Source organism: Pauljensenia sp. C0254C2 (assembly GCF_056583835.1).
This window is the reverse complement of sequence record NZ_JBWPJO010000001.1, coordinates 273,354-295,120: the sequence shown is the minus strand read 5'-3', so window position 1 is coordinate 295,120 and position 21,767 is coordinate 273,354. Positions and strand designations below refer to the sequence as shown.

Here is a 21,767-nt window from a genome sequence, read left to right as displayed (position 1 = left end):
TGCCTCCTTTCAGCTGTGTCGTTACTACCACGGTACCCAAATCCGTGCCCTCAGGCGAGCTTTGAGCTACAAGGTGAAATTTCTATCTCGCTATGTATGCCGAAGTCCTCCAGATAGGGCACAATAGTATGCCGTCAATTAGCCAGGAGGATGCATGTTCGAACCCGTCGACGCAGGCTCACAGGACCCCGAGATTGCTCATGAGCAGGCTGTCGTTGATGCGACGTACCACCGACTTGACCAGTTGAAGGATGAGTACCGTCTGGCGCAGGAACGCGCCCACCGCCAGCATGGTGTCGGCAACGCTCAGGGATTCACAGAACGTGACGTGCTCTCAGCACACTTCTCTGACCTGCGTGAGCGCCTCGATCAGGTGGAGGACCGCCTGGTGTTCGGCCGGATCGACATGGAAGATGATCTCACTCACTATGTGGGTCGCATCGGCATCTCAACTGCCGAGGGCGAACCCATGCTGATTGACTGGCGCGCCCCCGCTTCGCGACCCTTTTACCAGGCGACGGCCATTGATCCACAAGGTGTAATCCGGCGGCGCCACCTGACCACCCGAGCCCGCCGCGTCACCGCAATCGAAGATGAAGCACTGGATCAGGAGGCCGCACACAAGCGGAATATGACGCTCCAGGGCGAAGGCGCACTCATGTCCGCACTGAGCGAAGCCCGTCAGGGCCACATGACCGACATTGTGTCGACCATTCAGGCCGAGCAGGACAGCGTGATCCGCTCAGAAGATTCCGGCCTGGTCATCGTTCAGGGTGGTCCGGGAACCGGGAAGACCGCTGTTGCGCTGCATCGCGCCGCCTACCTGCTGTACACACAGCGTGACAGGCTCCAGCATTCCGGTGTCCTCCTGATCGGCCCCTCCCACGTTTTCCTGCGCTACATCGAGCAGGTATTGCCGTCTCTAGGTGAAACAGGCGTCGTGTCCGTGACGATGGGTGACCTGCTGCCCGGATTCCATGCACAGGCCCACGACAGCGAGCGCGTGGCACGCATCAAAGGCAAGGCGGTGTGGCAGTCGATTATTCGCCGCGCAGTCAAGGGGCTGCAGCGCGTACCTGACGCTGATCAGGAGCTGCGCGTGTGGTCACGCACCGTCACGCTGACCGTAGAGGATATCCGCGCTGCACATGCTCACGCCCGCCGCACGGGCAAGCCCCATAATGAGGCGCGTGACGGTTTTGCGCTGGAGCTCATGGATGTTCTGGCGCGCCGACTGGCTGCCGATGAACGTGATCGCCGTTCGCGCGAAGGGGTGCATGACGTGGACGGCAACGACGTGGAGATGTGGCGTCAGGAGATCCGTGATTCGGTGGATGCTCGTCGCGCCATCAACCTGGCGTGGATGCCGACTTCTCCACTCACGTTGCTGGAGAGGATTTTTGCTCGCCCGGGCTATCTGGAACAGCTCAACGCTTCGGTTCCCAATCGCCTCACTTTCGATGAGATTGCTGGGCTTCGGCGCCCGAAAGGTTCCCCGCTGACAGTCAGTGATATTCCTCTGCTTGATGAGTGTGCGGAGCTGCTGGGGACATCCTCGGCCCTGCGTGAACGTGAGAATAATGAGCGCGCCGAGCGTCTGGCATATGCGCGCGAAGCCATTGAGCGCCAAAACCTGGGCGACGGTATCGTTACGGCTCAGATGCTGGCTGATGCGACACGTGAAGGGGAATCTCATTCCTCACTGGCTGAGCGTGCGCGACGCGACCGGTCGTGGACATATGGGCATATCGTCGTGGATGAGGCTCAGGAGCTCTCCCCTATGGCGTGGCGCGCTCTGTTGCGCCGCTGCCCGTCCCGCTCGTTTACTGTCGTCGGTGATCTGGATCAGCGTCGCGGACATGATCGCCCGTCCACGTGGCACGAGGCTCTTGGGCCAGCTGCGCGCGCCTTGAGTGAGGAGTATGTGCTGACGATCTCGTATCGCACGCCTCGCCAGCTCATTGACCGTGCTCAGCGCGTTATGGCGGCGGTAGGCGAACCCATGTCCGGTGAGCTTCAGGCTGTGCGTGATGTGACCGATGCCTATGAGCTCACGCATCTCGCGCAGGAGCACCAGCCACCCTCGTCACCTGAAACAGACGACATGTGGGAGCCGACGCGTGAGGCGATCCGGCGAGAATTGTCCGTACTTGACCACACGGTTGGGAATGGACGAGGGCGCCTGGCCATCATCATGGGATCGGAGCGCGCCGACCAGTGGAACGCTGACGCAGATGGGCACACCACTCTCAGTGAGCGGGTCGCAGTGCTGAGTGCGACGGCTGCGAAGGGGCTGGAGTTTGACTCAGTTATCGTGGTGGAGCCGTCTGAGATTCTGGGCGACGGGCCGGGTGATCTTTTTGTGGCGCTGACGCGGTCCACTCAGCGCCTGCATATCGTCTCCAGCGGACAGGTTCTGTCCGGACTTGAACAGAACTGACTTTCAGGTCACCTTTGTGAGAATATGAGCTTATGACTCGTGTTCTCTTGCTTGAAAATCCTCACGCTGACGCTGATCAAATCTTCGCAGATCACAATGTCGAGGTTGAACGCGTGAGCGGTGCCCTGGACGAAAATGAGTTGATTGAGGCGCTTCACGGTTTTGACATGGTGGGCGTGCGGTCCAAGACCCGTGTCACACAGCGTGCCATTGAAGCGAACCCTCAGCTTCAAGCAATTGGTGCTTTCTGTATTGGGACGAACCAGATTGATCTTTCCACGGCCACCAAGCACGGTATCGCCGTGTTCAACGCTCCGTATTCCAACACCCGTTCAGTTGTGGAACTGGCGATCGGTTTGATCATTGACTTGACGCGTCGTGTCACGGTCAAGAACTCGCGTCTGCACCGCGGCGTGTGGGAGAAGAGTTCGGACGGATCGCACGAAGTGCGCGGACGCACCCTGGGCATTATCGGCTACGGCAACATCGGCACGCAGTTGTCAGTGCTGGCCGAGGCGATGGGGCTGAACGTTATTTTTTACGACATTGCGGAGCGACTCGCCCTGGGCAACGCCACGCAGATGCCGACGATGGAATCGGTGTTGCGTGAGGCGGATATTGTGTCGATCCATGTTGACGGCGCACCGCAGAACCGGAATCTGTTTGGCGAAAAAGAATTCGACATGATGAAGAGCGGGGCGGTTTTCATCAACCTGTCGCGCGGGTTCGTGGTGGATATTGACGCGCTGCGCTCACACTTGTTGTCTCGTCATCTGGCGGGCGCCGCTATCGACGTGTTCCCGCAGGAGCCGAAGAAGAATGGCCAGCCGTTCTCCTCGCCGCTGGTGGGGATGGATAACGTGATTTTGACGCCGCACGTGGGTGGCTCCACCGAAGAGGCTCAGCTGGACATCGGACACTTTGTGTCAACAAAGCTGTGCGATTATCTGACGACAGGGTCGACGGATATGAGTGTGAATCTGCCGAATCTGCAGCTTGCGGCTTCGGCACAGTCGCGTTACCGGATTGCGCTCATTCACCGCAATACGCCCGGCGTTTTGGCTTTGATCAACCAGACATTTGCTGAGTCCGGGGCCAACATTGACGGCCAGATTCTGTCGACGCAGGGGTTTGTGGGCTACGCCCTGACCGACATTTCTTCGGAATTGCCGCGTGAGGCTCTTCATGCCATTGAGTCGATGGACGATACGATTCGTCTGACCGTGACCAGTTTGTAGTGTGATACGCGTTTCTCCTGGCCTGCCAACCTACGCTACCGTAGGGCAGGTAAATTCTAGTGGCACGATCCAGGAGGAACAATGACACTGATGCATCAGCTTCAGGCTGGGTACGCCCCTGGCATTCCTTACTCTGTTGACATCAAGGACCACCGCATAACCGACGTTCTTGAGGATGTCGCTTCGCGTTATCCGAACCGCGTGGCGCTAGATTTCTTCTCACGCCCGACCACTTATCAGGAGTTGGTGAAGCAGGCTCGGCAGGGTGCGACGGTGCTGAAGAGAGCCGGTGTGCGGCCAGGCGATCGCGTGGCAATTCTGATGCCGAACTGCCCACAGCACATTGTGGCGGTGTACGCAGCGCTGTACGTGGGTGCTGTTGTGGTGGAGCACAATCCGCTGGCACCTGAGCGCGAAATTCACGAATCTTTTGACCGTCATGGTGCGCGCGTCGCTATCGCGTGGGAAAAAGTGGTGGACAAGCTGGCTTTTCTGCGCGGAACCGGCAGGGTTTTCGCAATGGATTTGACGCACGCCATGCCGAAGGTGACGCGTTTCCTGCTGAGCTTGCCGGTTAAGGCTGCGCGGGAAAAACGTCAGGAGATCTCCGCTCCAGTTCCCGCCTATGTACCCTCGTGGGACACGTTGGTTGAGCATGCCGAGCCGATGTCCGGTGACAGTCCTGCTCGCCCCGACGATGCTGCGCTGTTGCTGCATACAGGCGGCACGACAGGCACTCCGAAAGCTGCGACGATTACGCACCGCAACATCATGGCGAATGTGGCGCAGGATATTGCCTGGGTTCCAGATCTACACGAGGGCTCTGAGGTTGTGTACTGCGTGCTCCCTCTCTTCCACGCCTTTGGCTTCGGTGTTTCGTTTATGGCAGGTATCCGCCTGGGCGCAACGTTGGCGCTTTTCCCGAAGTTCGACACCGCGATGTTGCTGACTGCACAAAAGCGTTTGCCGTGTACCTTCTTCGTCGGCGTTCCGCCGATGTATGAGCGCATCCTGGATGCGGCAGAAGAACTTGATTCCGATCTCACGTCAGTCCGATTTGCGATCTCGGGCGCGATGCCGCTGGATGGTGAGCTTGCGGCCCGCTGGGAAGAAACCAGCAGGGGCCTGATCGTGGAGGGCTACGGCATGACGGAAGCAAGCCCGATTATCTTGGGTTCGCCGCTTTCCCCCGCGCGCCGCCCCGGCACGCTGGGTCTGCCCTTCCCGTCCACCGAGGTGCGAATTGTCAATCCTGACAACATTGACGAGGATGTTCCCGACGGTCAGATCGGTGAATTGATCGTCAAAGGTCCCCAGGTGTTTGCCGGTTATTGGAACCGTGAGGATGAAACCGAACAGACACTGATTGACGGGTGGCTGCGCACGGGCGATCTGGTGGTCCTTGATGACGGTTTCATCACGATGGCCGACCGCCGCAAGGAGATGATCAATTCGTCGGGCTTCAAGGTGTTCCCGAGCCAGGTTGAAGATGCGGTGCGCTCAATGCCAGGTGTTCGCGATGTTGCCGTGGTGGGATTGCCTGACAAGAAGTCGGGCGAGTCGGTTGCTGCAGCGATTGTGCTGGAGGCGGGCGCCTCTGTCACGTTGGATGACATTCGCACGTGGGCTGAAAAGTCACTGTCGCACTATGCGCTGCCACGACAACTCGTTGTCCTCAATGAGTTGCCGCGCTCTCAGATCGGCAAGGTGATGCGCCGCAGGGTGCGTGAGGATATTTTGTCGATGCAGTCGCGTGCCGCTGACCTTGCCCAGCAGGCCCAGGAGGTTGTCGACCAGGCTCAGTCTGCCGTGTCTGCTGCAGTGGAGCGTCTGCGTGATAAACGGCAGGGAGATTCGCACCGCGATCAGGATTCGAGCCGCAGCGACAAGTAGGCCGCTCGGTTGTAGGAACCCACGCTGGCGATTAGGAGTCGAGCAGTGTGGGCTCTTCTTCTCTGATCTGCTTCTTGCGAGGCTTTCGGGCGTGCTGCTTGCGCACTCCAGTGTGCTGCGGTACCCCAGCCGCACTGTCGCGGGTGTTGCCGGGGATAGACACCGTTGCTTCCTTGTCATCGGCCGTCTTGTCAGCATCGTCATTTTCCTGGCGCTGCAGGCGCAGCTGCGCAATCGCATCTTCGAAGTCTTCGAGCGAGTTATACGAGCGGTAGACAGATGCGAACCGCAGGAATGCGATCTCATCGAGTTGAGACAGGAACGGCAGAATTGCTTTGCCCACTTCTTCTGACGAGACGTTCGAGACGCCACTGGATCGCAGATGCTCTTCTACTTGTTGAGCGAGCAATGCGAGGTCGTGATCTGTAACTGGCCTTCCCTGGCATGCTTTACGCACGCCGGCGATAACCTTGTTTCGGGAGAAAGGCTCAACTGCTCCTGAGTTTTTGACGACCTGGAATGAGGAGGTTTCAATCGTGGTGAAGCGCTTCTTGCACACAGTGCATTCGCGGCGGCGTCGAATTGACGCTCCGTCATCAGCGATCCTGGTGTCTACGACACGTGAGTCAGGATTATGGCAAAAGGGGCAGTGCACGCGAGCCTCCATCTAGTGTTAGCTCAACGCTACGAGTTTTCACACCTCATTTGCAACACGAGACACAGTGACAACAGGCTCGCAATCCTACTCTGCTGGGATTTGCAGACGCTGCCCCACCTGAAGAGGACCGTCAATGTCATTGAGGCGCTCAATGTCGACAACAACCTGCTCGAGCGGGCGGGAAGTATCCACGGCTTGAGCAAGGCTCCACACTGACTCTCCATTCGTCACCGAATGCGCCACGGTCGGCCCCGAGTAGTCGTCTGGCTGGAAATACAGACCGGCACCCACGCTCAGTGTCGTGGCGGCAGCCAATGTGCTCAGTGTGCACACCACAGAGCGAAGAGTGAGCCGCGGCGTGGCTGCCTCGCGATGTCGCGCGAAAACAGGATGACGACGAATGGCGGGGTCTTCTTCCAGCAGGCGAGCACGCTTGCGTTGAAGAGACGGTGCAGTGGAGATGTCACGAACTGTCGCGAGTTCGCCGGTGTCCACCACATGCAGATTCGCAGCATGACGCGTTGTGGAGTGTTCGGTTCGAGCTGCTCCAAGAATCGCAGCGCTCATGAGAATCCCTCACTTTCAATCGTCGTACAAATGTTCGTCGAACACTTGTACGATATCATCATTTTATGAGGGCAACAAGACTTGCTCGAACAAATGTTTCACATTTGCCTAAGTCTTCGGTACCCTGTAAACACAGTGAAACAACGACCATGTGCATTTGCGTTCCAAATACTGATTGACCTGCATAAACGGGAGGATCGATGGCGAAGAAGACGGATGAGGCGACGTTAAGCCGTCGCAGGCGTGAGATTCTCGACACGATTCGTGAGAGTATCCGCGAACGCGGTTACCCTCCCTCGGTGCGTGAGATTGCACAGAACGTGGGGCTGGCCTCCCCCTCGACAGTGAAGCATCATATTGACGCACTGGAGGAGGCTGGTTTTATCCGTCGTCTTCCTGGCCAGGCGCGGTGCATTGAACTCACGGAGCAGGGTCTTGGAGATTCCCGCGATCCCCACGATGCTCAGGATCAGGCACCTGCCACTGTCCATGAAATCGAGATCCCGGTCAGCCATGCTGACCAGGACACAGTTCCTGTCCCCCTCGTCGGGCAGATCGCTGCCGGCGCGCCTATCACGGCAGAACAGCATGTTGAGGACACGTTCGAGCTTCCCACCTCACTGACGGGGCAAGGCAACGTGTTCATGCTGCGTGTCAACGGCGAGTCAATGATTGATGCGGGGATCCTTGATGGTGACTATGTCGTGGTACGCTCTCAGCCCACCGCTGTTGACGGGCAGACGGTTGCCGCGATGATCGATGGTGAAGCAACTGTCAAGATTCTGTCTCACGCCGACGGTCATGTGTGGCTGCTGCCGAAAAACGAGTCCTACAGTCCGATCCCTGGTGACGAGGCAACGATCCTCGGCCTCGTCGTCACCGTGATCCGCTGCCTGTAGGTCAGAACCCGAGCTCTTGCGCAACAGCACGCAAGCGTCGGGCTGATTCGGTCAGACCGTCGCGCTCAGCCAGCGTCAGCGGCGGGTTCAGCACCCGTCCTGCACCCATTCGCCCAACGATGGTGGGTGCAGCCATGCAGACATCTGAGATGCCTTCCCAGTCTTCAAGCAGCGAGGAGATCGTCAGAACTCGGTTTTCGTCTCGCAGCACCGCGCGGGCAATGTTAGCTGCCGACAGGCCAATCGCGTAATTCGTGGCGCCTTTACCTTCGATGATCTTGTAGGCCGATTGAGTGACTTCTTCCGCAATTTCCTTGCGCAGATCACTGTCGAAGAGCCTGCCGCTCAGGGTGGGCCCCCAGTGCCGGATCGGCACGTTTCCAATTTCAGCGGATGACCACAGTGCCACCTCTGAATCACCATGTTCGCCTGTCACGTAGGCGTGGATGTTCTGTGTGGCCACTCCGGTTTCGCGCGAAACCAAGTAGCGCAGGCGCGATGTGTCCAGCACGGTGCCCGAGCCGAAGACCTGGTTGCGTGGAACACCCATGATTTTCAGCGCCGCATAGGTCACGATGTCAACGGGGTTCGTGATGAACATGAAGCGGGCGTGCGGTGCGACGTTCTGCAGGTTCGGCACAATGGTTTTCATGAGGTTGACGGTGGAGCCGGCCAGCTCAAGGCGGGTTTGTCCCGGTTTCTGCTTCGCGCCGGCGGTGACAATCACCAGGTCGGATCCTCGCACGATTTCCACATCGTCGGATCCTTCAACGGCACCGCATGGGGTGAACTGGATGCCGTGAGCGATATCGAGCGCTTCAGCCTCGACCTTCTTCTTGTTGATGTCCTGGAGGACGATGGTGCGGGCGTCGCCCCTCATGGCGCACGCATAGGCGACTGCGGTGCCAACCGCTCCAGCCCCGATCACCGCGATTTTCGACGGGTGTCCTTCCGTCCCTGAGGGGTACAAGGTTTGAGCAGTCATGTGGTGCACCTGATGCCTCCTTCATTCCGATCCGGCACCATCATCCCAAATCAGATGAATTTTGAGAAGTGGTCTATGGTCTCATTCACGAGGGCGACTGGACGAATCGAGTGTGTCAAGACTGGCTGCAAGACGTTCAAGCGCCTGTACCACGATGCGCGAATCTGTCGTCGGCCACATCTGCGGCATGGTGGCGCGGATAAAGCTGCCATACGACTTTGTGACCAGTCGCGGATCCAGCACTGCCACAACTCCCTGATCCTGCGAGGAACGCAACAGTCGGCCTGCGCCCTGGGCCATCAACAGTGCTGCGTGAGGCAGTGCCACCGCGCCGAAACCGCTCACTCCCCGTTTCGCTGCATCGTTTTGCAGCGCCTGGAACACCGCGTTATCAGGATGAGGAAACGGAATCCGGTCGATGACAACAAGCCGACAGGACGGGCCCACAACGTCGACCCCCTGCCACAGTGACAGTGTGCCAACCAGACACGAATCGCGTTCGTTTCGAAAACGCGACACCAACGCCGACGTGGTTTCCTCTCCCTGCACGTACACGTCCAGAGATGTCCCCTCGCGAAGTGCTCGCGCACCGGCCTTCAGACCACGCCATGCTGAAAACAGGGCGAGTACACCTCCACCTGCCGCTTGAGTCAGGGCGACAAGCTCATCAAGCGCTTCCCCGCTCGGGCCCTCGCGACCCGGAACTGGCAGATGCCGCGCCACGTAGATGACGCCCTGACGAGCCACGTCGAAGGGCGAACCAACGTCAATGCCATGCCAGGGCACGTGGGAGACCATCAGCCCGCATTCCCGAGCCGCCGAATCAAAAGACCCGCCCAGTGCCAGCGTGGCAGACGTCAAGATCGCCGCACGCTCCCCCAGCCCGACCGCGCCGAGCGGTCCGGCGACATCCAGAGGCGCAATCTTCAACGAAACAGCGCTGCTATCCGTGTCCCTCTCGATGTACGTAATCGTCTGAGCTGGATCGACATTCCATGCGTCGATCGCCTCGATGAACTCATCACACGCCGCCTGCGCCATGAGTTTCTGACTCTGCTCCACCGAGGACTGCTCAACTTCACTGGCCACGGTCCGCACCGTTGAATCACATACGCTGATCGCCTCAACTACCGCATCTGGCCTGCACACCATCAGCCCGTCAGGCTGCGCGTCGAGGGCATCCATCAATGCGCTCGCTGCCTGCTCGAACGGTTGAATATCAACGGATTTGACCAGCGTGCGCACTACTCGCGCCACGCGCGTACACAGTGCCTTGGATATTTCACAACAGGCTTGAGAGCGAACGCGGGAAGCAAGTTCGTGGCATTCATCAACCACCACATGATCCAACTCTCCAAACAGGTTGAGCGCACTCATCGTGTCAATACCGAAGAGGGAATGGTTTGAGACCACCACGTCAGCTTCAAGCGCTTCATCGCGCGCGAGGCCAGCAAAGCATTCCTCCACAAATGGGCAGTCGCGCCCCATGCATTCACGCTTCGAGACACTCACCTGTCTCCACGCCCGGTCGGAGACGCCGGGGATCAGATCATCACGATCACCTGAATCCGTGGTGCGCGCCCATTCTCGCACCCGCGTCACTTCTTTGCCGAGGTCACTGATTGGTCCCTGATGCGCGTCGGCAGCGTCGAAAAGAGTATCCAGCTGGGAGCGCCCACCGTCAGCTCGAAACTTGCAGACGTAATTCGACCATCCTTTGAGCAGTGCGACATGCGGACGCACACCCGTTTCATCCGCCACGGCGTCAATGACCAAAGGAGCGTCCTTCGTCAGAATCTGGCGTTGCAGTGCCAGCGTGGCCGTTGTGATCAGGGTTCGTGCGCCTGATTCAGCTGCCCGAGCCAGCACCGGAATCAGGTAACCAATCGACTTGCCCGTGCCGGTTCCCGCCTGAATCATCACATGGTGACCTGATTTCAGCGCGGCGGCGCCCTCGTCAATCATGCGAACCTGGCCGTCGCGCCGACTGCCTCCCATCGCGGTGAGCACTCGGGTCAAAATACGATGTTCAAGGGCAGTCTCCTGCTCGTCAGCCTCACCCATGGGGCGCGGCATTCACATGATGAAGTCGGTCTGCAAGCGCACTGTCGACGTGAGCAGTGATATGCGTGCCTGCTGCCTCGTAGTCTTCACTGAGGACCTCGCCCTGTTCGTGGGCGGCATGGACGAGGTCGCCGTGGTCGTACGGGACGACCACGTCAACATAGACGCGCGGACGCGGCAACGTGTCTTCGATGAGCTGGCGCAGCTCCTCGATTCCCTGCCCAGTGCGAGCACTGATCGCAACAGCTTTGGGAAACAACGTACGGTTCAGCGCCCGGCGTTCAGGCGAGGCCAGGTCACTCTTGTTGAGCACAAGAATTTCGGGAATCGTCTCCGTGCCGTCAATCGTGTCCAGCACGCCGCGCACGGTTTCGACCTGGCCGACCGGATCAGGGTGAGCCGCATCAACGACGTGGACGATCACGTCCGCTTCACCGACCTCTTCGAGCGTGGATCGGAAGGCCTCCACCAGTTGCGTCGGCAGATTACGGACGAACCCCACCGTGTCAGACAGTGTGAAGACCCGGCCATCAGAAGTTTGCGTCCGGCGGACAGTTGGGTCGAGAGTCGCGAACAGCGCGTCCTCCACAAGCACGCCGGCATCAGTGAGCTGGTTGAGCAGGGTAGATTTCCCAGCGTTCGTGTACCCGACAATCGCCACAGAGGGCACACCCATGCGACGGCGTGCAGCTCGTTGAGTGAGTCGGGCGGGTTCCATGTCACGGATCTGTGCGCGCAGGCGCGCCATGCGTGATCGAATGCGGCGCCGATCCAGTTCGATTTTCGTTTCACCGGGTCCTCGTGAGCCGATACCTTCACCGCCGGCCACACGGCCACCGGCCTGACGCGACATGGACTCACCCCAACCTCGCAGTCGCGGCAACAGATATTCGAGCTGAGCGAGCTCCACCTGTGCCTTGCCTTCACGAGACTTGGCATGTTGGGCGAAAATATCAAGGATCAACGTCGTACGATCAACAACTTTCACTTTGACGACGTCTTCCAGGCCGCGGCGCTGAGAAGCGGTCAGTTCACCGTCCACAATGACCGTGTCTGCCCTGCTATCCGCCACGATTTCAGCGAGTTCACGCGCCTTACCGGAGCCGAGGTAGGTGCCAGGATCTGGGGTGGGGCGCCGCTGAATGACGCCATCGAGGACGTGGGATCCGGCTGTATCAGCCAGTGCTGCCAGTTCACGCAACGAATTTTCCGATTCCTCCAGACTCTGCGTTGTGCGCAGGCCCACCAGGACCACACGTTCGAGACGCACTTGGCGGTATTCAACTTCACTGACTTCGTCAAGCTCGGTCTGGCTCGCAATGTCATTGACGCGGCGCATACCGGCGCGCGCCTCCCGTTCCAGGTCACCAGCATCGTGCGTCGTGTCCTGAAAGCGCGTGGATGCCAGTGCTGTGCCCTGGCGGGCGAGGATACGCGCCACGACGTCTTCTGCTGCTTTGAACGATTCGTCGTCATGCGCTGAGGTTGAATCACGTGAGTCGGCCACTGATCTCCTTCGTTGCGGGTTCATCCTAGTGTGCCACGAGCAGACCCACCCGCGCAGATGCGACAGCGATGGGTGTGGACACCTGAGTGATCCACTAGGCTGGACATCATGACTGACCAGTACTTCACCAACGCTGCTCCTGCCGAAGAATCTGAACTGCGCCGCATTGACGTGGCGCTGCGCGGACACGATTTTCGCGCCTGGGTCAGTGATCATGTTTTTTCTGCCAACCGTCTGGACCTGGGGACACGCCAGCTTTTGGCAGAAGCTCCCACGCCGCCTTCGTCAGGAACGTTTGTGGATGTCGGGTGCGGATGGGGGCCGATCGCGCTGGCGATGGCGCTGGAGTCGCCCGAGGCTCAGGTGTGGGCAGTCGATGTGACAGACAGGGCGCTCGATTTGACGCGCCGCAACGCCACAGCCGCGGGAGTGTCCAATATCACGGCGTACCGTGCGCCCGCTGCCCTGGCCAAAGCTCACTCCGAGAACGTGCGTTTCGACCTGATCTGGTCAAACCCTCCGGTGCGTATCGGGAAAAAAGCATTGCGTGAATTGCTGACTCAATGGCTCAACCTGCTGGCCGATGAGGGTGAGGCGTACCTAGTGGTACAGCGCAACCTTGGCGCAGATTCCCTGATCTCCTGGCTATGCGAGCAAGGCTGGGATGCCGGCAAGATTGCATCCAAGAAGGGCTACCGCATTATTCGGGTCGCGCGCCGCTAGATCGCGATTCAGGCTGCGCAGCGCTAGAACGATTCGGGCTGTGCATCACTGAGTGCGCGCTCGATCAACTTCAACGCGTTCGCGCGCAGTGCCGCCTCATCGCACCCGTCTGCATCGATCCACATGATGCGTGGGTCCCGTCTGAACCATTTGATCTGTCGCCGTGCAAGCTGACGGGTGGCCAGTGCAACCGACTCAATCGCCTCATCACGACTCATATGACCGTCAAGCACGGACAGAGCCTGCGCATATCCCGTTGCCCGGGATGCCGTCTTGCCCTCGCGCAATCCGAGAGGAATCAGGTGGGCAACCTCGTCAAGCAGGCCCTCGTCAAACATGGCGTGCGTTCTGACCGCGATGCGCTCATCGAGGCGGGCAGGCTCACGCCTCATTCCGAGCATGACCGCCGGCTGGGCGAACTCGTAGCGCGGCAGGCGCGCTGAGAACGGCTCCCCCGTCAGTTCAATCACTTCAAGTGCGCGCACAATTCGGCGCGCGTTATGCGGGTCGATTCGGGACGCAGCAATCGGGTCACGCTCACAGAGCTTGTCCCACAGCCCTTGGACGCCCAGTGGCCCGTCACCCTCAGCTTCAATGCGGGCGCGTATGTCCGGATCTGTGCCAGGAAAGTCAATGACGTCAAGGAGCGCGCGAACGTACAGTCCCGATCCGCCGGCAACCACGGCGATGCCCGCACGACGATGAATATCCGCGATGTCACGTCGTCCTTCGCGCTGATAGGCGGCAACACTGGCCTCGTCTGTCACATCCAGGACGTCGATCTGGTGGTGCGTGATCCCTCGGCGTTCCTCCAGTGGTGTTTTGGCCGTGCCGATATCCATTCCTCGGTACAGCTGCATCGCGTCCGCGCTGACCAATTCGGCCTCACCGGATGTTCCCAGCAATGCCGGCAGATCCTGCGCAATGGTAAGGGCGAGGTCGGACTTTCCTGAGGCTGTGGGGCCGACGACGGCGATAATCGGAGTGTGGTCAGAGGTCACAGGTTCTGATCACCCAGCGGTTTGTACCAGTCCACGTCAATGGCAACGGCGCGAGCGTCAAAGTTGCGGTTGAGCGCCAATACTGCGCGGTTGGTCACGGCATTCGATGTCACGATGTGACAGATGTCGGGGCGTTCACGTTCCAGTGCCTGAGCATTGACAAGCTTGATCCACGCTGACAGTTTCCTGCCCCGGTATTGCGGGTCGATCAGCGTTGTTTCCTGGTAAGCGTAGCCGGATGTGTCGTCACGATACGTCAGCGTTGTCCAACCAACCAGTGGTCCTCCGGCTGGTCGAATTGCGGTCGTCATCCACTTGGTGCCGGCGCGGTAGAGTCCGTCCTCCATCAGTCGGATACGCTGTTCGTCCCAGATTGCGCTTTGATCAGTGGGTAGCGCACCTGAAGGGATGTCACGCGCGCACATTTCGTAGAGGCGCACCATCTGCCTGGCGAGCGCGGGCCGAGTGAAGGGTCCTGTCCACGTCACTGTTTCAAAACCGTCAGGCGCGACCGGTGCGGCTTCACGGATACGTTGGGCAGGAAGAACATTCACCCATTCACCGCACACAGGCTCATAGCCCCCGGCTCGCAGTGCCCGAGTGTCGGCATCCTCATCAAAATTGACGAGGGTGTCCGGCCGATCCGGGTGATATCCACTGACGTCAGCGATGGCTTCGGAATCCTCGATCTTGTGCCACGAGGTCGACACAACCCACGTGTCGATACCGGTGCGCCCATAGCGCCGCGCTTTTTCTTCACATCGGGCGCGAAGCGCCTGAGCGATCGCCTCATTGTGGGAATCTGCCAGATAGATGTCATACGTTGCCAGATGAGTGTTCTCCAGCAGCGGTAGCTCCAGATAGGCAAAGCCGATCACGCTGGCTCGATCGACGTCGACGGGCTGGGAACCTGCGCAGGCAACGATAAAGAGCTGAGCGCACGAATGACGAGCCGTGGAGAGCTGCTGGGCGGTCAGCGCCCACACAGATGTGCCAAAGATTCGCTGCGAATGTTGCTCCGTGAGAGCCGCCAACCGGCAGTAAAGATCAGCGTGCGGGTGTTCATTGTTGAACGGACGGCTGATTTGGGGGCGCACCTCAATAAGCGTGACGTCCTGGACGGCGTCAACGTCGCTTTGCTTCATGCATTCATGATCTCATGCGCAGCGTCGGCATTCCAAGAGTTACGCGTGGATCGGATGCCTCGTTGTGTGCACGCTGAACCTCCTGCCATGCGTCCCCTGCACGGGTACGGCGAACGTCGAAAAGTCCCCCGGTCAGGGCCGAGTCAGCGAGCAGATGGTGAGGCGCACCGTGCGTGACCGTTGCGCGCACCATATCGCCGGGTCGTGGCCTGTCCGCTTCTACAAGAGTGTCGGGCAGGGCGACATGTACCAGTCGGTTATCACGCGCACGCCCCGTGATGCGTTGAGTGGCACCGTCTTTGCGGCCTTGTCCTTCGCTGACGAGGACTTCGACGGCAGTGTCTTCGAGCTTCTCATTGTCCTGCGCGCAGATCTTATCTTGCAGGGCGATAAGACGGCTGTAGCGTTCGGAGGCGACCGCGGGGTCAACCTGGTCGTCGCGATCGGCTGCGGGCGTGCCGGGGCGCGGTGAGTACAGGAAGGTGAAAGCAGATGCGAAGCGTGCTTCTTCGACGACTTCGAGGGTCTGCTCGAAATCTTTTTCCGTTTCGCCGGGGAAGCCGACGATGATGTCGGTCGTAATAGCCGCGTCGGGCATTGCTGCGCGAACGCGTTCCAAAATGCCCATGAATTTCTTGCGACGGTACGAGCGGCGCATCTGGCGCAGCACCGTGTCTGAGCCTGACTGCAATGGCATGTGCAGGGATGGCATGACGGTGGGTGTCTGAGCCATCGCCTCGATGACGTCATCAGTGAAAGCTGCCGGGTGAGGGGAGGTGAAGCGTACGCGCTCAATTCCATCGACTGCGCCGACTGTGCGCAGCAGATCAGCGAAGGCTCCTCTGTGACCGAATCCCACACCGTAGGAGTTGACGTTTTGCCCCAGCAGCGTCACTTCGATAGCGCCTTGTGCGACAACTGCTTCGACTTCCTGGAGGATCTCACCTGGCCTGCGGTCGCGTTCCTTTCCGCGCAGATGCGGCACGATGCAGAATGTGCAGGTGTTATTGCATCCGACAGAGATCGACACCCATGCCGCATACACGGATTCGCGGTGTGTGGGCAGCGTCGATGGAAAAACCTTCAGCGATTCTTCGATCTCAACTGCTGCTTCCTGGTTGTGTTCAGCGCGCCGCAACAGTGCGGGCAGAACATCGATGTTGTGTGTGCCGAAAACGGCGTCGACCCAAGGTGCGCGTTCCACAATACCGCCGCGCATTTGCTGAGCCAGGCACCCGCCCACTGCGATCTGCATGCCGGGGCGTTCACGTTTGACCTGGGCGAGCTGGCCAAGATTTCCGAACAGACGAGTCGCAGCGTTTTCTCTGACCGAGCAGGTATTGATGACCACCACGTCAGCGCCCATGTCGCCGGCATCAGTGGCGCGTGCTGCAGCTTCGGGTACTTGTGAGACGGGAACCAGTCCATACTCTTCCAGTAGTCCCGCCATGCGTTCTGAATCATGCTCGTTCATCTGGCATCCGAGTGTGCGCACCGCGTAGGTACGTGGCAGTGCAGACGGTGCGGCTGGCGCGGAAAGATCGGTCAAAGAAGTCATCGTCTGAAGATTCTACTCAACAATGCCTTACTCCACCCTGTTGGGTTCGTCATGCCCGCGTGTGACCACGTCACTCACCAGCGTGATTGCAGCGTCCACAGCCGCGGTGCGCACCTGTGTGCGTGAGCGGTCAGTGAAGTGATATTCACGCTGCGTGAAGCCTTCTGGAGTGACACAGGCGATGTGGACGGTTCCTGCTTCGTGCCCGTCTGCCGGACCTGGGCCGGCCACGCCTGTGGTGGAGATACCGATATCGGCACCCATCAGGGTGCGTACCCCCTGAGCCATCTGAATGGCCACGTCCGCATCTACCGGACCGGTTCGTGCCAGGTGTGCCCGATCGACACCCAGAATGTCAGCCTTCAGCTCAGTGGCATAGGTACACACGCCTCCGCGCACCGCATCGGATGCGCCTGCAATGTTGACCAGTGTCGAGCACAGGAGCCCACCTGTCAGGGATTCAGCTGTCGCAATCGTCAGGTGTGAGTCGATAAGGTCGTGCACCAGGCGAAAAGTCGCATCATCAGATGTCATCGTCCGATTCTCTACTCCACTCATTCAACGCGGCGCCGACAACGCTGACGCACACGTGAGCCGCATATCCTTTGCGCGCCAGCATACCCGTCAGCCTGCGAAAGGCTTTATCGCGTTCAGCGCCGTCGAGCCCTCGTGACAGCACCGACCGTTTCTTCGCGTCGACAAGTTGTCGAGCCCGCGCCTGTTCATCCTCGTGAGAAATCTCGCTCAGGGCCTCGTTAATCAGCTCCAGCGCAACTCCGCGTTTCGCCAGATCTGCTGCCAGGGCGCGTCCTGCTTTGCCGCCCAGCGAGAAGCGGTCCTTGACGAACATGGCGGCAAACGCGCGATCATCAACCAGTCCAACGCGTTCGAGCCGATCCAGTACGTCATCGGCAACATCACTGGAAAAGCCGCGCGACGTGATGGCCGTGTGCAGTTCGGCGCGTGATCGCGCCCTGGCGTCCAGCTGGCGCAGTGCCACCTCACGTGCCGCTTCAATCGCGACTGTCCCCGTTAAAGAAGCGTTGCGTTCGCGAATTCGCGCCATGCGTTGCGCAGCCGAATCCGCGGTTGCACGCCGACGCTGGTCACCCAGCTCAGGATGGTCTTCGGGATCCGAGTAGTTGACCACGTGCACACACCTTAGAATCCTGCATCTTCGGAGGGGTCAACGGCCGGCTCTGCTGTCTCCGAAGCCTCCTCGGACTGTGTTGATTCTTCTTCGGGAGATGCTTCGATGCCAACGGCCTGCAGGATCTTGTGTTCGATCTCGTCGGCAAGTTCAGCATTGTCAACAAGGAACTGGCGGGCGTTCTCCTTGCCCTGGCCCAGCTGATCATCTCCGTAGGTAAACCAGGAACCTGACTTGCGCACGATGCCGCTTTCCACGCCCATGTCAATCAGGGAGCCTTCACGTGAGATTCCCTTACCGTAGACAATGTCGAACTCCGCCTGCTTGAACGGCGGCGCCATCTTGTTCTTGACGACTTTGGCGCGGGTGCGGTTGCCGACGGGTTGATCGCCATTTTTGAGAGTCTGGATGCGGCGCACGTCGATGCGAACTGAAGCGTAGAACTTCAGTGCCTTGCCACCCGTTGTTGTCTCGGGAGATCCGAAGAACACACCGATCTTTTCACGCAGCTGGTTAATGAAGATCGCAGTTGTCCCTGTGGCCGACAGGACGCCTGCGATTTTGCGCAGCGCCTGGCTCATCAGACGGGCCTGCAGGCCGACGTGCGAGTCACCCATTTCGCCTTCGATTTCCGCCTTGGGAACGAGCGCGGCCACCGAGTCAATGACGATGATGTCAATGCCGCCCGAGCGGATCAGCATGTCGGCAATTTCCAGTGCCTGTTCACCGGTGTCGGGCTGTGAAACCAGCAGGGAGTCAGTGTCCACGCCCAAAGCACGCGCATACTCCGGGTCAAGTGCGTGCTCAGCGTCGATGAACGCAGCGTTTCCACCCGCTTTTTGTGCGTTGGCAACGGCGTGCAGAGCAACGGTGGTTTTACCGGAAGATTCTGGTCCATAGATTTCAACGACTCGACCGCGCGGCAAACCGCCGATGCCCAGTGCGATGTCGAGGGCCAGCGAACCTGTGGGAATGACGCGTACGGGCGGGCGCGCATCGTCGCCCAGTCGCATCACAGATCCTTTTCCGAACTGCTTATCGATCTGCGCGAGTGCCACTTCCAGTGCTTTGTCGCGATCTGTGGTCGCTTGCTGCGCACGCGGGGCTGTTTTCCTGGCCATCGTGTTTCTCCTCGTCGTTGCGGGCTCTCCGCCCAATGGATCAGTCCTGGTCTCGGAATGCGGTCCCCTCGCCGGGGTGCATGAGTGACGATATGCCCGACCATAGGCATTTGGGATTCGTCGCGAGCAATCTGTGGAAAGCTGGAGCGAATCGGGCCACCTGTGGATACAGTAGTGGAACACGTGTTCGATTGTGAAACGACACGCTGATGTCACAAACATGAGCCGCCTCGCCCGTCAATTCTCGCGCAGGCAACCGTTCGGCTCGCCTTCAGCGCTTCTTCTTCGGGCGCCTGTGCACCCAGCGGGCTTCTTCGCCTTTTCCGGTTTCATCGACGAGGGCGTCCCATATCACCTCAACGTCAACACCGGCATCCATCGCCTCACGACCGCTCATTTTCAGCGGGACGAGGTAGAGGTCCTGAAACAGGGAACGCCCCAACGCAGGTCCATAGACCTGGTCAAGGGCGTTCCAGAATTCTGATTTGAGCACGAAGCTGAACCGTTCTAGCTCAGCAGCGCAACCGACATCAAATCATCGGGTACCGTATCGGGCACCGTTGTGCTTTCAATGATCGCCATGCGATCTGACACGGTGCGCAGGACGACCCACAGCGGGACGCCTAGTGCTCCGGTAATGGCTTGCAGCAGTTCAGAGGAGGCTTCTTTCTGTCCCCTCTCAACTTCGGACAGATATCCCAGCGACACCTGTGCCTGAGATGAAACTTCGCGTAAGGTCCGGCCCTGGTCCTGACGCAGTGAGCGCAGCACGTCGCCGATCTCGGTGCGAAGCAGTGGTGCTGTTGCAGTTGTCGTCATGTTCTGACTGTATCCTCTCATTGAACTCACATGCATCCTATGTTCACCAACTGGGAAGTTACTGAACACCAGCTTGCAATGCGCAGGATCATTTCCTTGTCTGATCATTTCAACGCCCTTGACGATGTCTTTATTCCCGGCACTTGACAGATCCCTAATGTGGGGTACGTCTCGATTCGGGGAGTTGGTACTCCCCTGGCCGGCAGCGTCAGTGCGTGATTTCAAATTGTTTGAGCAGTGTGCGGCTGGCGTGCGAGTCTGTGGCCTGTAGCGCCAGGAGCTGCGCGTAGATTCCGCCACTGCGCGCCAGTTCAGCAGGCGACCCGACCTCATCGATCGTCCCGTTCTTCAAGGTGACGATTCGATCCACCGTTGCGATCGTGGACAGCCTGTGCGCGATGATGATCGTCGTGCGCCCATGCATGAGTTCGTCGAGGCCGGCCTGAACCTGCCGTTCAGCTTTGGTGTCCAGGGCTGAGGTTGCCTCATCGAGCACGAGGATCGGCGCGTCCTTGAGCATGGCGCGAGCAACGGAGATGCGCTGTTTTTGCCCACCTGACAGTTTGATGCCGCGCTCACCGATCTGCGTGTCGAAGCGTTCGGGAAGGCGCTCAATGAACGACAGGGCGTTCGCTCGACGCGCCACCTCGACAATCTCGTCGTCCGTAGCGTCGGGTTTGCCGTAGGTGATGTTGTCACGAATCGTGCCGGAGAACAGGCTCGCGTCCTGGAAAACAACACCGATCTGATCGCGCAACGTCTGAGTCGGCACCTGCGTCACGTCATGTCCGCGTACCCTCAGCACGCCTGAATCAGGCGTGTACAGCTTCATCAGCAGGTTGATCATCGTGGTCTTGCCACCACCTGACTCACCCACAAACGCGATGCGTTCACCTTTGCGAATAGCGAGGGAAATATCGCGCAGGACTGTCTCGTCGGTGTAACCAAAGTTGACGTGGGAGTACTCGACGTATGGATCCTCGCTGGACCAGTCGATTGTCTCGTGCACGGCGGTCAGCGGCTCGTCGGGTTCTGACATGACTTTGAAGTACTCGTTGGAGCCCGTGATCGCTTTTTGCAGGGTGTCCACGTAGTAGCTCATCGACGTGACGGGCTGCTTGGCCATGTTGATCAGCTGGATCAGCAGCACCATTGATCCAACGGAGAAGGCGCCGCGAGCAGTTTGGATGAAGATAATCAGGTAGACCGCGAAGAACACCAGGTCCAGGCACACGCGACGAAGAATGTCCATGCGGTGCCAGTAAGCAGACTGGGAGCGCGTGATGCTGATTGCGTCGTCGTAGTGCCCGTCGAAGGTATCCAGTTCGGAGCGCTCGCGCGTATAGGACTTCACGACGCGAAGCTGGCCGATAACTTCAGCGAAACGGCCACCCGAGATGTCGTAGTGCTCGTTCTTCTGATGCTCCCACACCTGCCATTTCACCGAGGTCAAAGCTGTAAGCCAGACGAACAGCGGGTAGATGATGAACAGGCACAACGCCAGCCACGGCGAATGCAGGCCAGCCACCACCAGCACCGTGACGACAGTGAGGATCGTGGTGAAAAACGAATTGGCGAATACCTGCAGGAAGTCAGCCACCGAAGTGATTGAACGGTTCAGGCGCGAAATAATCGTGCCGGTCAGCTCGGAATCAAAATAGCGCTGCGGCAGGCGCAGCAGTTTCGAAAAATAGTTGTGCGACAGGATCGCACGGATCCTCGTGCTCATCTGGTCACCCATATAGCCGGTGACGTTCGTGATCAACGAGTTCAGCACCATGAGTGCGAGCAGTCCAACGGCCAGCCACACCAGAGTGGTGATCGTCGCGTTCGACTTGCCGCGGATCATGTCCACGACGATCTGCGTGCCCTGCGCGATGACGAAGGGGCTGAGCAGGGAGGTCACCGTCGTGACGATGGCGCCGATGATAATGCCGACGTAGAGCGGCCACAGTGACCGGGCACTTGACAGGATCCGCCAGATATTCTTCATGTCTGA

Annotated in this window: 19 protein-coding genes; 5 read left to right on the top strand and 14 right to left on the bottom strand. The window is 59.3% G+C overall.

Features of this window, described 5'->3' with window-relative positions; all coding sequences use genetic code 11:
- Positions 1-154 precede the first annotated feature (154 nt).
- The 3 genes from AC1DA5_RS01370 to AC1DA5_RS01360 all read left to right on the top strand — a co-directional run bounded on the left by AC1DA5_RS01370 (position 155) and on the right by AC1DA5_RS01360 (position 5,571).
- The gene (locus AC1DA5_RS01370) at positions 155-2,440 is read left to right on the top strand and encodes a HelD family protein (protein WP_480289069.1); all 2,286 of its coding nucleotides are present in this window, start codon (positions 155-157) and stop codon (positions 2,438-2,440) included.
- 32 nt (positions 2,441-2,472) lie between these two features.
- Positions 2,473-3,678 (top strand): phosphoglycerate dehydrogenase, encoded by a 1,206-nt coding sequence (serA, locus tag AC1DA5_RS01365; protein ID WP_070725907.1) that lies wholly within the window; start codon positions 2,473-2,475, stop codon positions 3,676-3,678.
- 81 nt (positions 3,679-3,759) lie between these two features.
- Entirely contained in the window at positions 3,760-5,571 is a 1,812-nt protein-coding gene (locus tag AC1DA5_RS01360; RefSeq protein ID WP_092648466.1) for an AMP-binding protein, read from the top strand.
- A 31-nt stretch (positions 5,572-5,602) separates the two neighbouring features.
- On the opposite strand, the gene nrdR is transcribed toward AC1DA5_RS01360, so the two are convergent.
- Positions 5,603-6,226, bottom strand: coding sequence for a transcriptional regulator NrdR (gene nrdR, locus AC1DA5_RS01355; protein WP_480289068.1), 624 nt, complete (start codon positions 6,224-6,226; stop codon positions 5,603-5,605).
- Positions 6,227-6,313: 87 nt separating this feature from the next.
- Positions 6,314-6,796, bottom strand: a complete 483-nt coding sequence (locus tag AC1DA5_RS01350) for a LysM peptidoglycan-binding domain-containing protein (RefSeq protein ID WP_070725911.1) — start codon at positions 6,794-6,796, stop codon at positions 6,314-6,316.
- 200 nt (positions 6,797-6,996) lie between these two features.
- Here AC1DA5_RS01350 and lexA point away from each other — a divergent pair, with 200 nt between their 5' ends.
- Positions 6,997-7,695, top strand: coding sequence for a transcriptional repressor LexA (lexA, locus tag AC1DA5_RS01345; protein WP_070725913.1), 699 nt, complete (start codon positions 6,997-6,999; stop codon positions 7,693-7,695).
- A gap of 1 nt (position 7,696) precedes the next feature.
- Here the strand turns inward: lexA and AC1DA5_RS01340 are convergent, their stop codons facing one another.
- From AC1DA5_RS01340 to hflX, 3 genes are all read right to left on the bottom strand, one after another.
- The gene (locus AC1DA5_RS01340) at positions 7,697-8,680 is read right to left on the bottom strand and encodes an L-lactate dehydrogenase (protein WP_058236451.1); all 984 of its coding nucleotides are present in this window, start codon (positions 8,678-8,680) and stop codon (positions 7,697-7,699) included.
- Positions 8,681-8,761: 81 nt separating this feature from the next.
- On the bottom strand, positions 8,762-10,756 hold the full coding sequence (locus AC1DA5_RS01335; protein ID WP_480289067.1) for an ATP-dependent DNA helicase: 1,995 nt from the start codon (positions 10,754-10,756) through the stop codon (positions 8,762-8,764).
- Positions 10,737-12,275 (bottom strand): GTPase HflX, encoded by a 1,539-nt coding sequence (gene hflX, locus AC1DA5_RS01330; RefSeq protein WP_480289066.1) that lies wholly within the window; start codon positions 12,273-12,275, stop codon positions 10,737-10,739. The genes AC1DA5_RS01335 and hflX overlap by 20 nt, the downstream gene beginning before the upstream one ends.
- An 84-nt stretch (positions 12,276-12,359) precedes the next feature.
- Here hflX and AC1DA5_RS01325 point away from each other — a divergent pair, with 84 nt between their 5' ends.
- The gene (locus AC1DA5_RS01325; protein WP_092648462.1) at positions 12,360-12,974 is read left to right on the top strand and encodes a class I SAM-dependent methyltransferase; all 615 of its coding nucleotides are present in this window, start codon (positions 12,360-12,362) and stop codon (positions 12,972-12,974) included.
- A gap of 23 nt (positions 12,975-12,997) precedes the next feature.
- On the opposite strand, the gene miaA is transcribed toward AC1DA5_RS01325, so the two are convergent.
- The 9 genes from miaA to AC1DA5_RS01280 form a co-directional block, all read right to left on the bottom strand.
- A complete protein-coding gene (gene miaA / locus AC1DA5_RS01320; RefSeq protein ID WP_285014603.1) occupies positions 12,998-13,975 on the bottom strand; it encodes a tRNA (adenosine(37)-N6)-dimethylallyltransferase MiaA in 978 nt (325 codons plus the stop codon).
- Positions 13,972-15,120 (bottom strand): hypothetical protein, encoded by a 1,149-nt coding sequence (locus AC1DA5_RS01315; protein ID WP_058236447.1) that lies wholly within the window; start codon positions 15,118-15,120, stop codon positions 13,972-13,974. Before AC1DA5_RS01315 ends, miaA begins: the two co-directional genes overlap by 4 nt.
- Positions 15,121-15,124: 4 nt before the next feature.
- The gene (gene miaB / locus AC1DA5_RS01310; protein ID WP_480289065.1) at positions 15,125-16,678 is read right to left on the bottom strand and encodes a tRNA (N6-isopentenyl adenosine(37)-C2)-methylthiotransferase MiaB; all 1,554 of its coding nucleotides are present in this window, start codon (positions 16,676-16,678) and stop codon (positions 15,125-15,127) included.
- A gap of 27 nt (positions 16,679-16,705) precedes the next feature.
- The gene (locus AC1DA5_RS01305) at positions 16,706-17,212 is read right to left on the bottom strand and encodes a CinA family protein (RefSeq protein ID WP_058236445.1); all 507 of its coding nucleotides are present in this window, start codon (positions 17,210-17,212) and stop codon (positions 16,706-16,708) included.
- Positions 17,202-17,828 carry a regulatory protein RecX gene (locus AC1DA5_RS01300; RefSeq protein WP_480289064.1) on the bottom strand — a complete coding sequence of 209 codons (627 nt, stop codon included), beginning with the start codon at positions 17,826-17,828 and terminating at the stop codon, positions 17,202-17,204. The genes AC1DA5_RS01305 and AC1DA5_RS01300 overlap by 11 nt, the downstream gene beginning before the upstream one ends.
- 11 nt (positions 17,829-17,839) lie before the next feature.
- Positions 17,840-18,949 carry a recombinase RecA gene (gene recA, locus AC1DA5_RS01295; protein ID WP_058236443.1) on the bottom strand — a complete coding sequence of 370 codons (1,110 nt, stop codon included), beginning with the start codon at positions 18,947-18,949 and terminating at the stop codon, positions 17,840-17,842.
- A 271-nt stretch (positions 18,950-19,220) separates the two neighbouring features.
- Positions 19,221-19,442 (bottom strand): DUF3046 domain-containing protein, encoded by a 222-nt coding sequence (locus AC1DA5_RS01290; protein ID WP_058236442.1) that lies wholly within the window; start codon positions 19,440-19,442, stop codon positions 19,221-19,223.
- A gap of 14 nt (positions 19,443-19,456) precedes the next feature.
- Positions 19,457-19,768, bottom strand: a complete 312-nt coding sequence (locus AC1DA5_RS01285; protein ID WP_058236441.1) for a helix-turn-helix domain-containing protein — start codon at positions 19,766-19,768, stop codon at positions 19,457-19,459.
- Between the two features lie 208 nt (positions 19,769-19,976).
- On the bottom strand, positions 19,977-21,761 hold the full coding sequence (locus tag AC1DA5_RS01280) for an ABC transporter ATP-binding protein (protein ID WP_480289063.1): 1,785 nt from the start codon (positions 21,759-21,761) through the stop codon (positions 19,977-19,979).
- Positions 21,762-21,767: the final 6 nt, after the last annotated feature.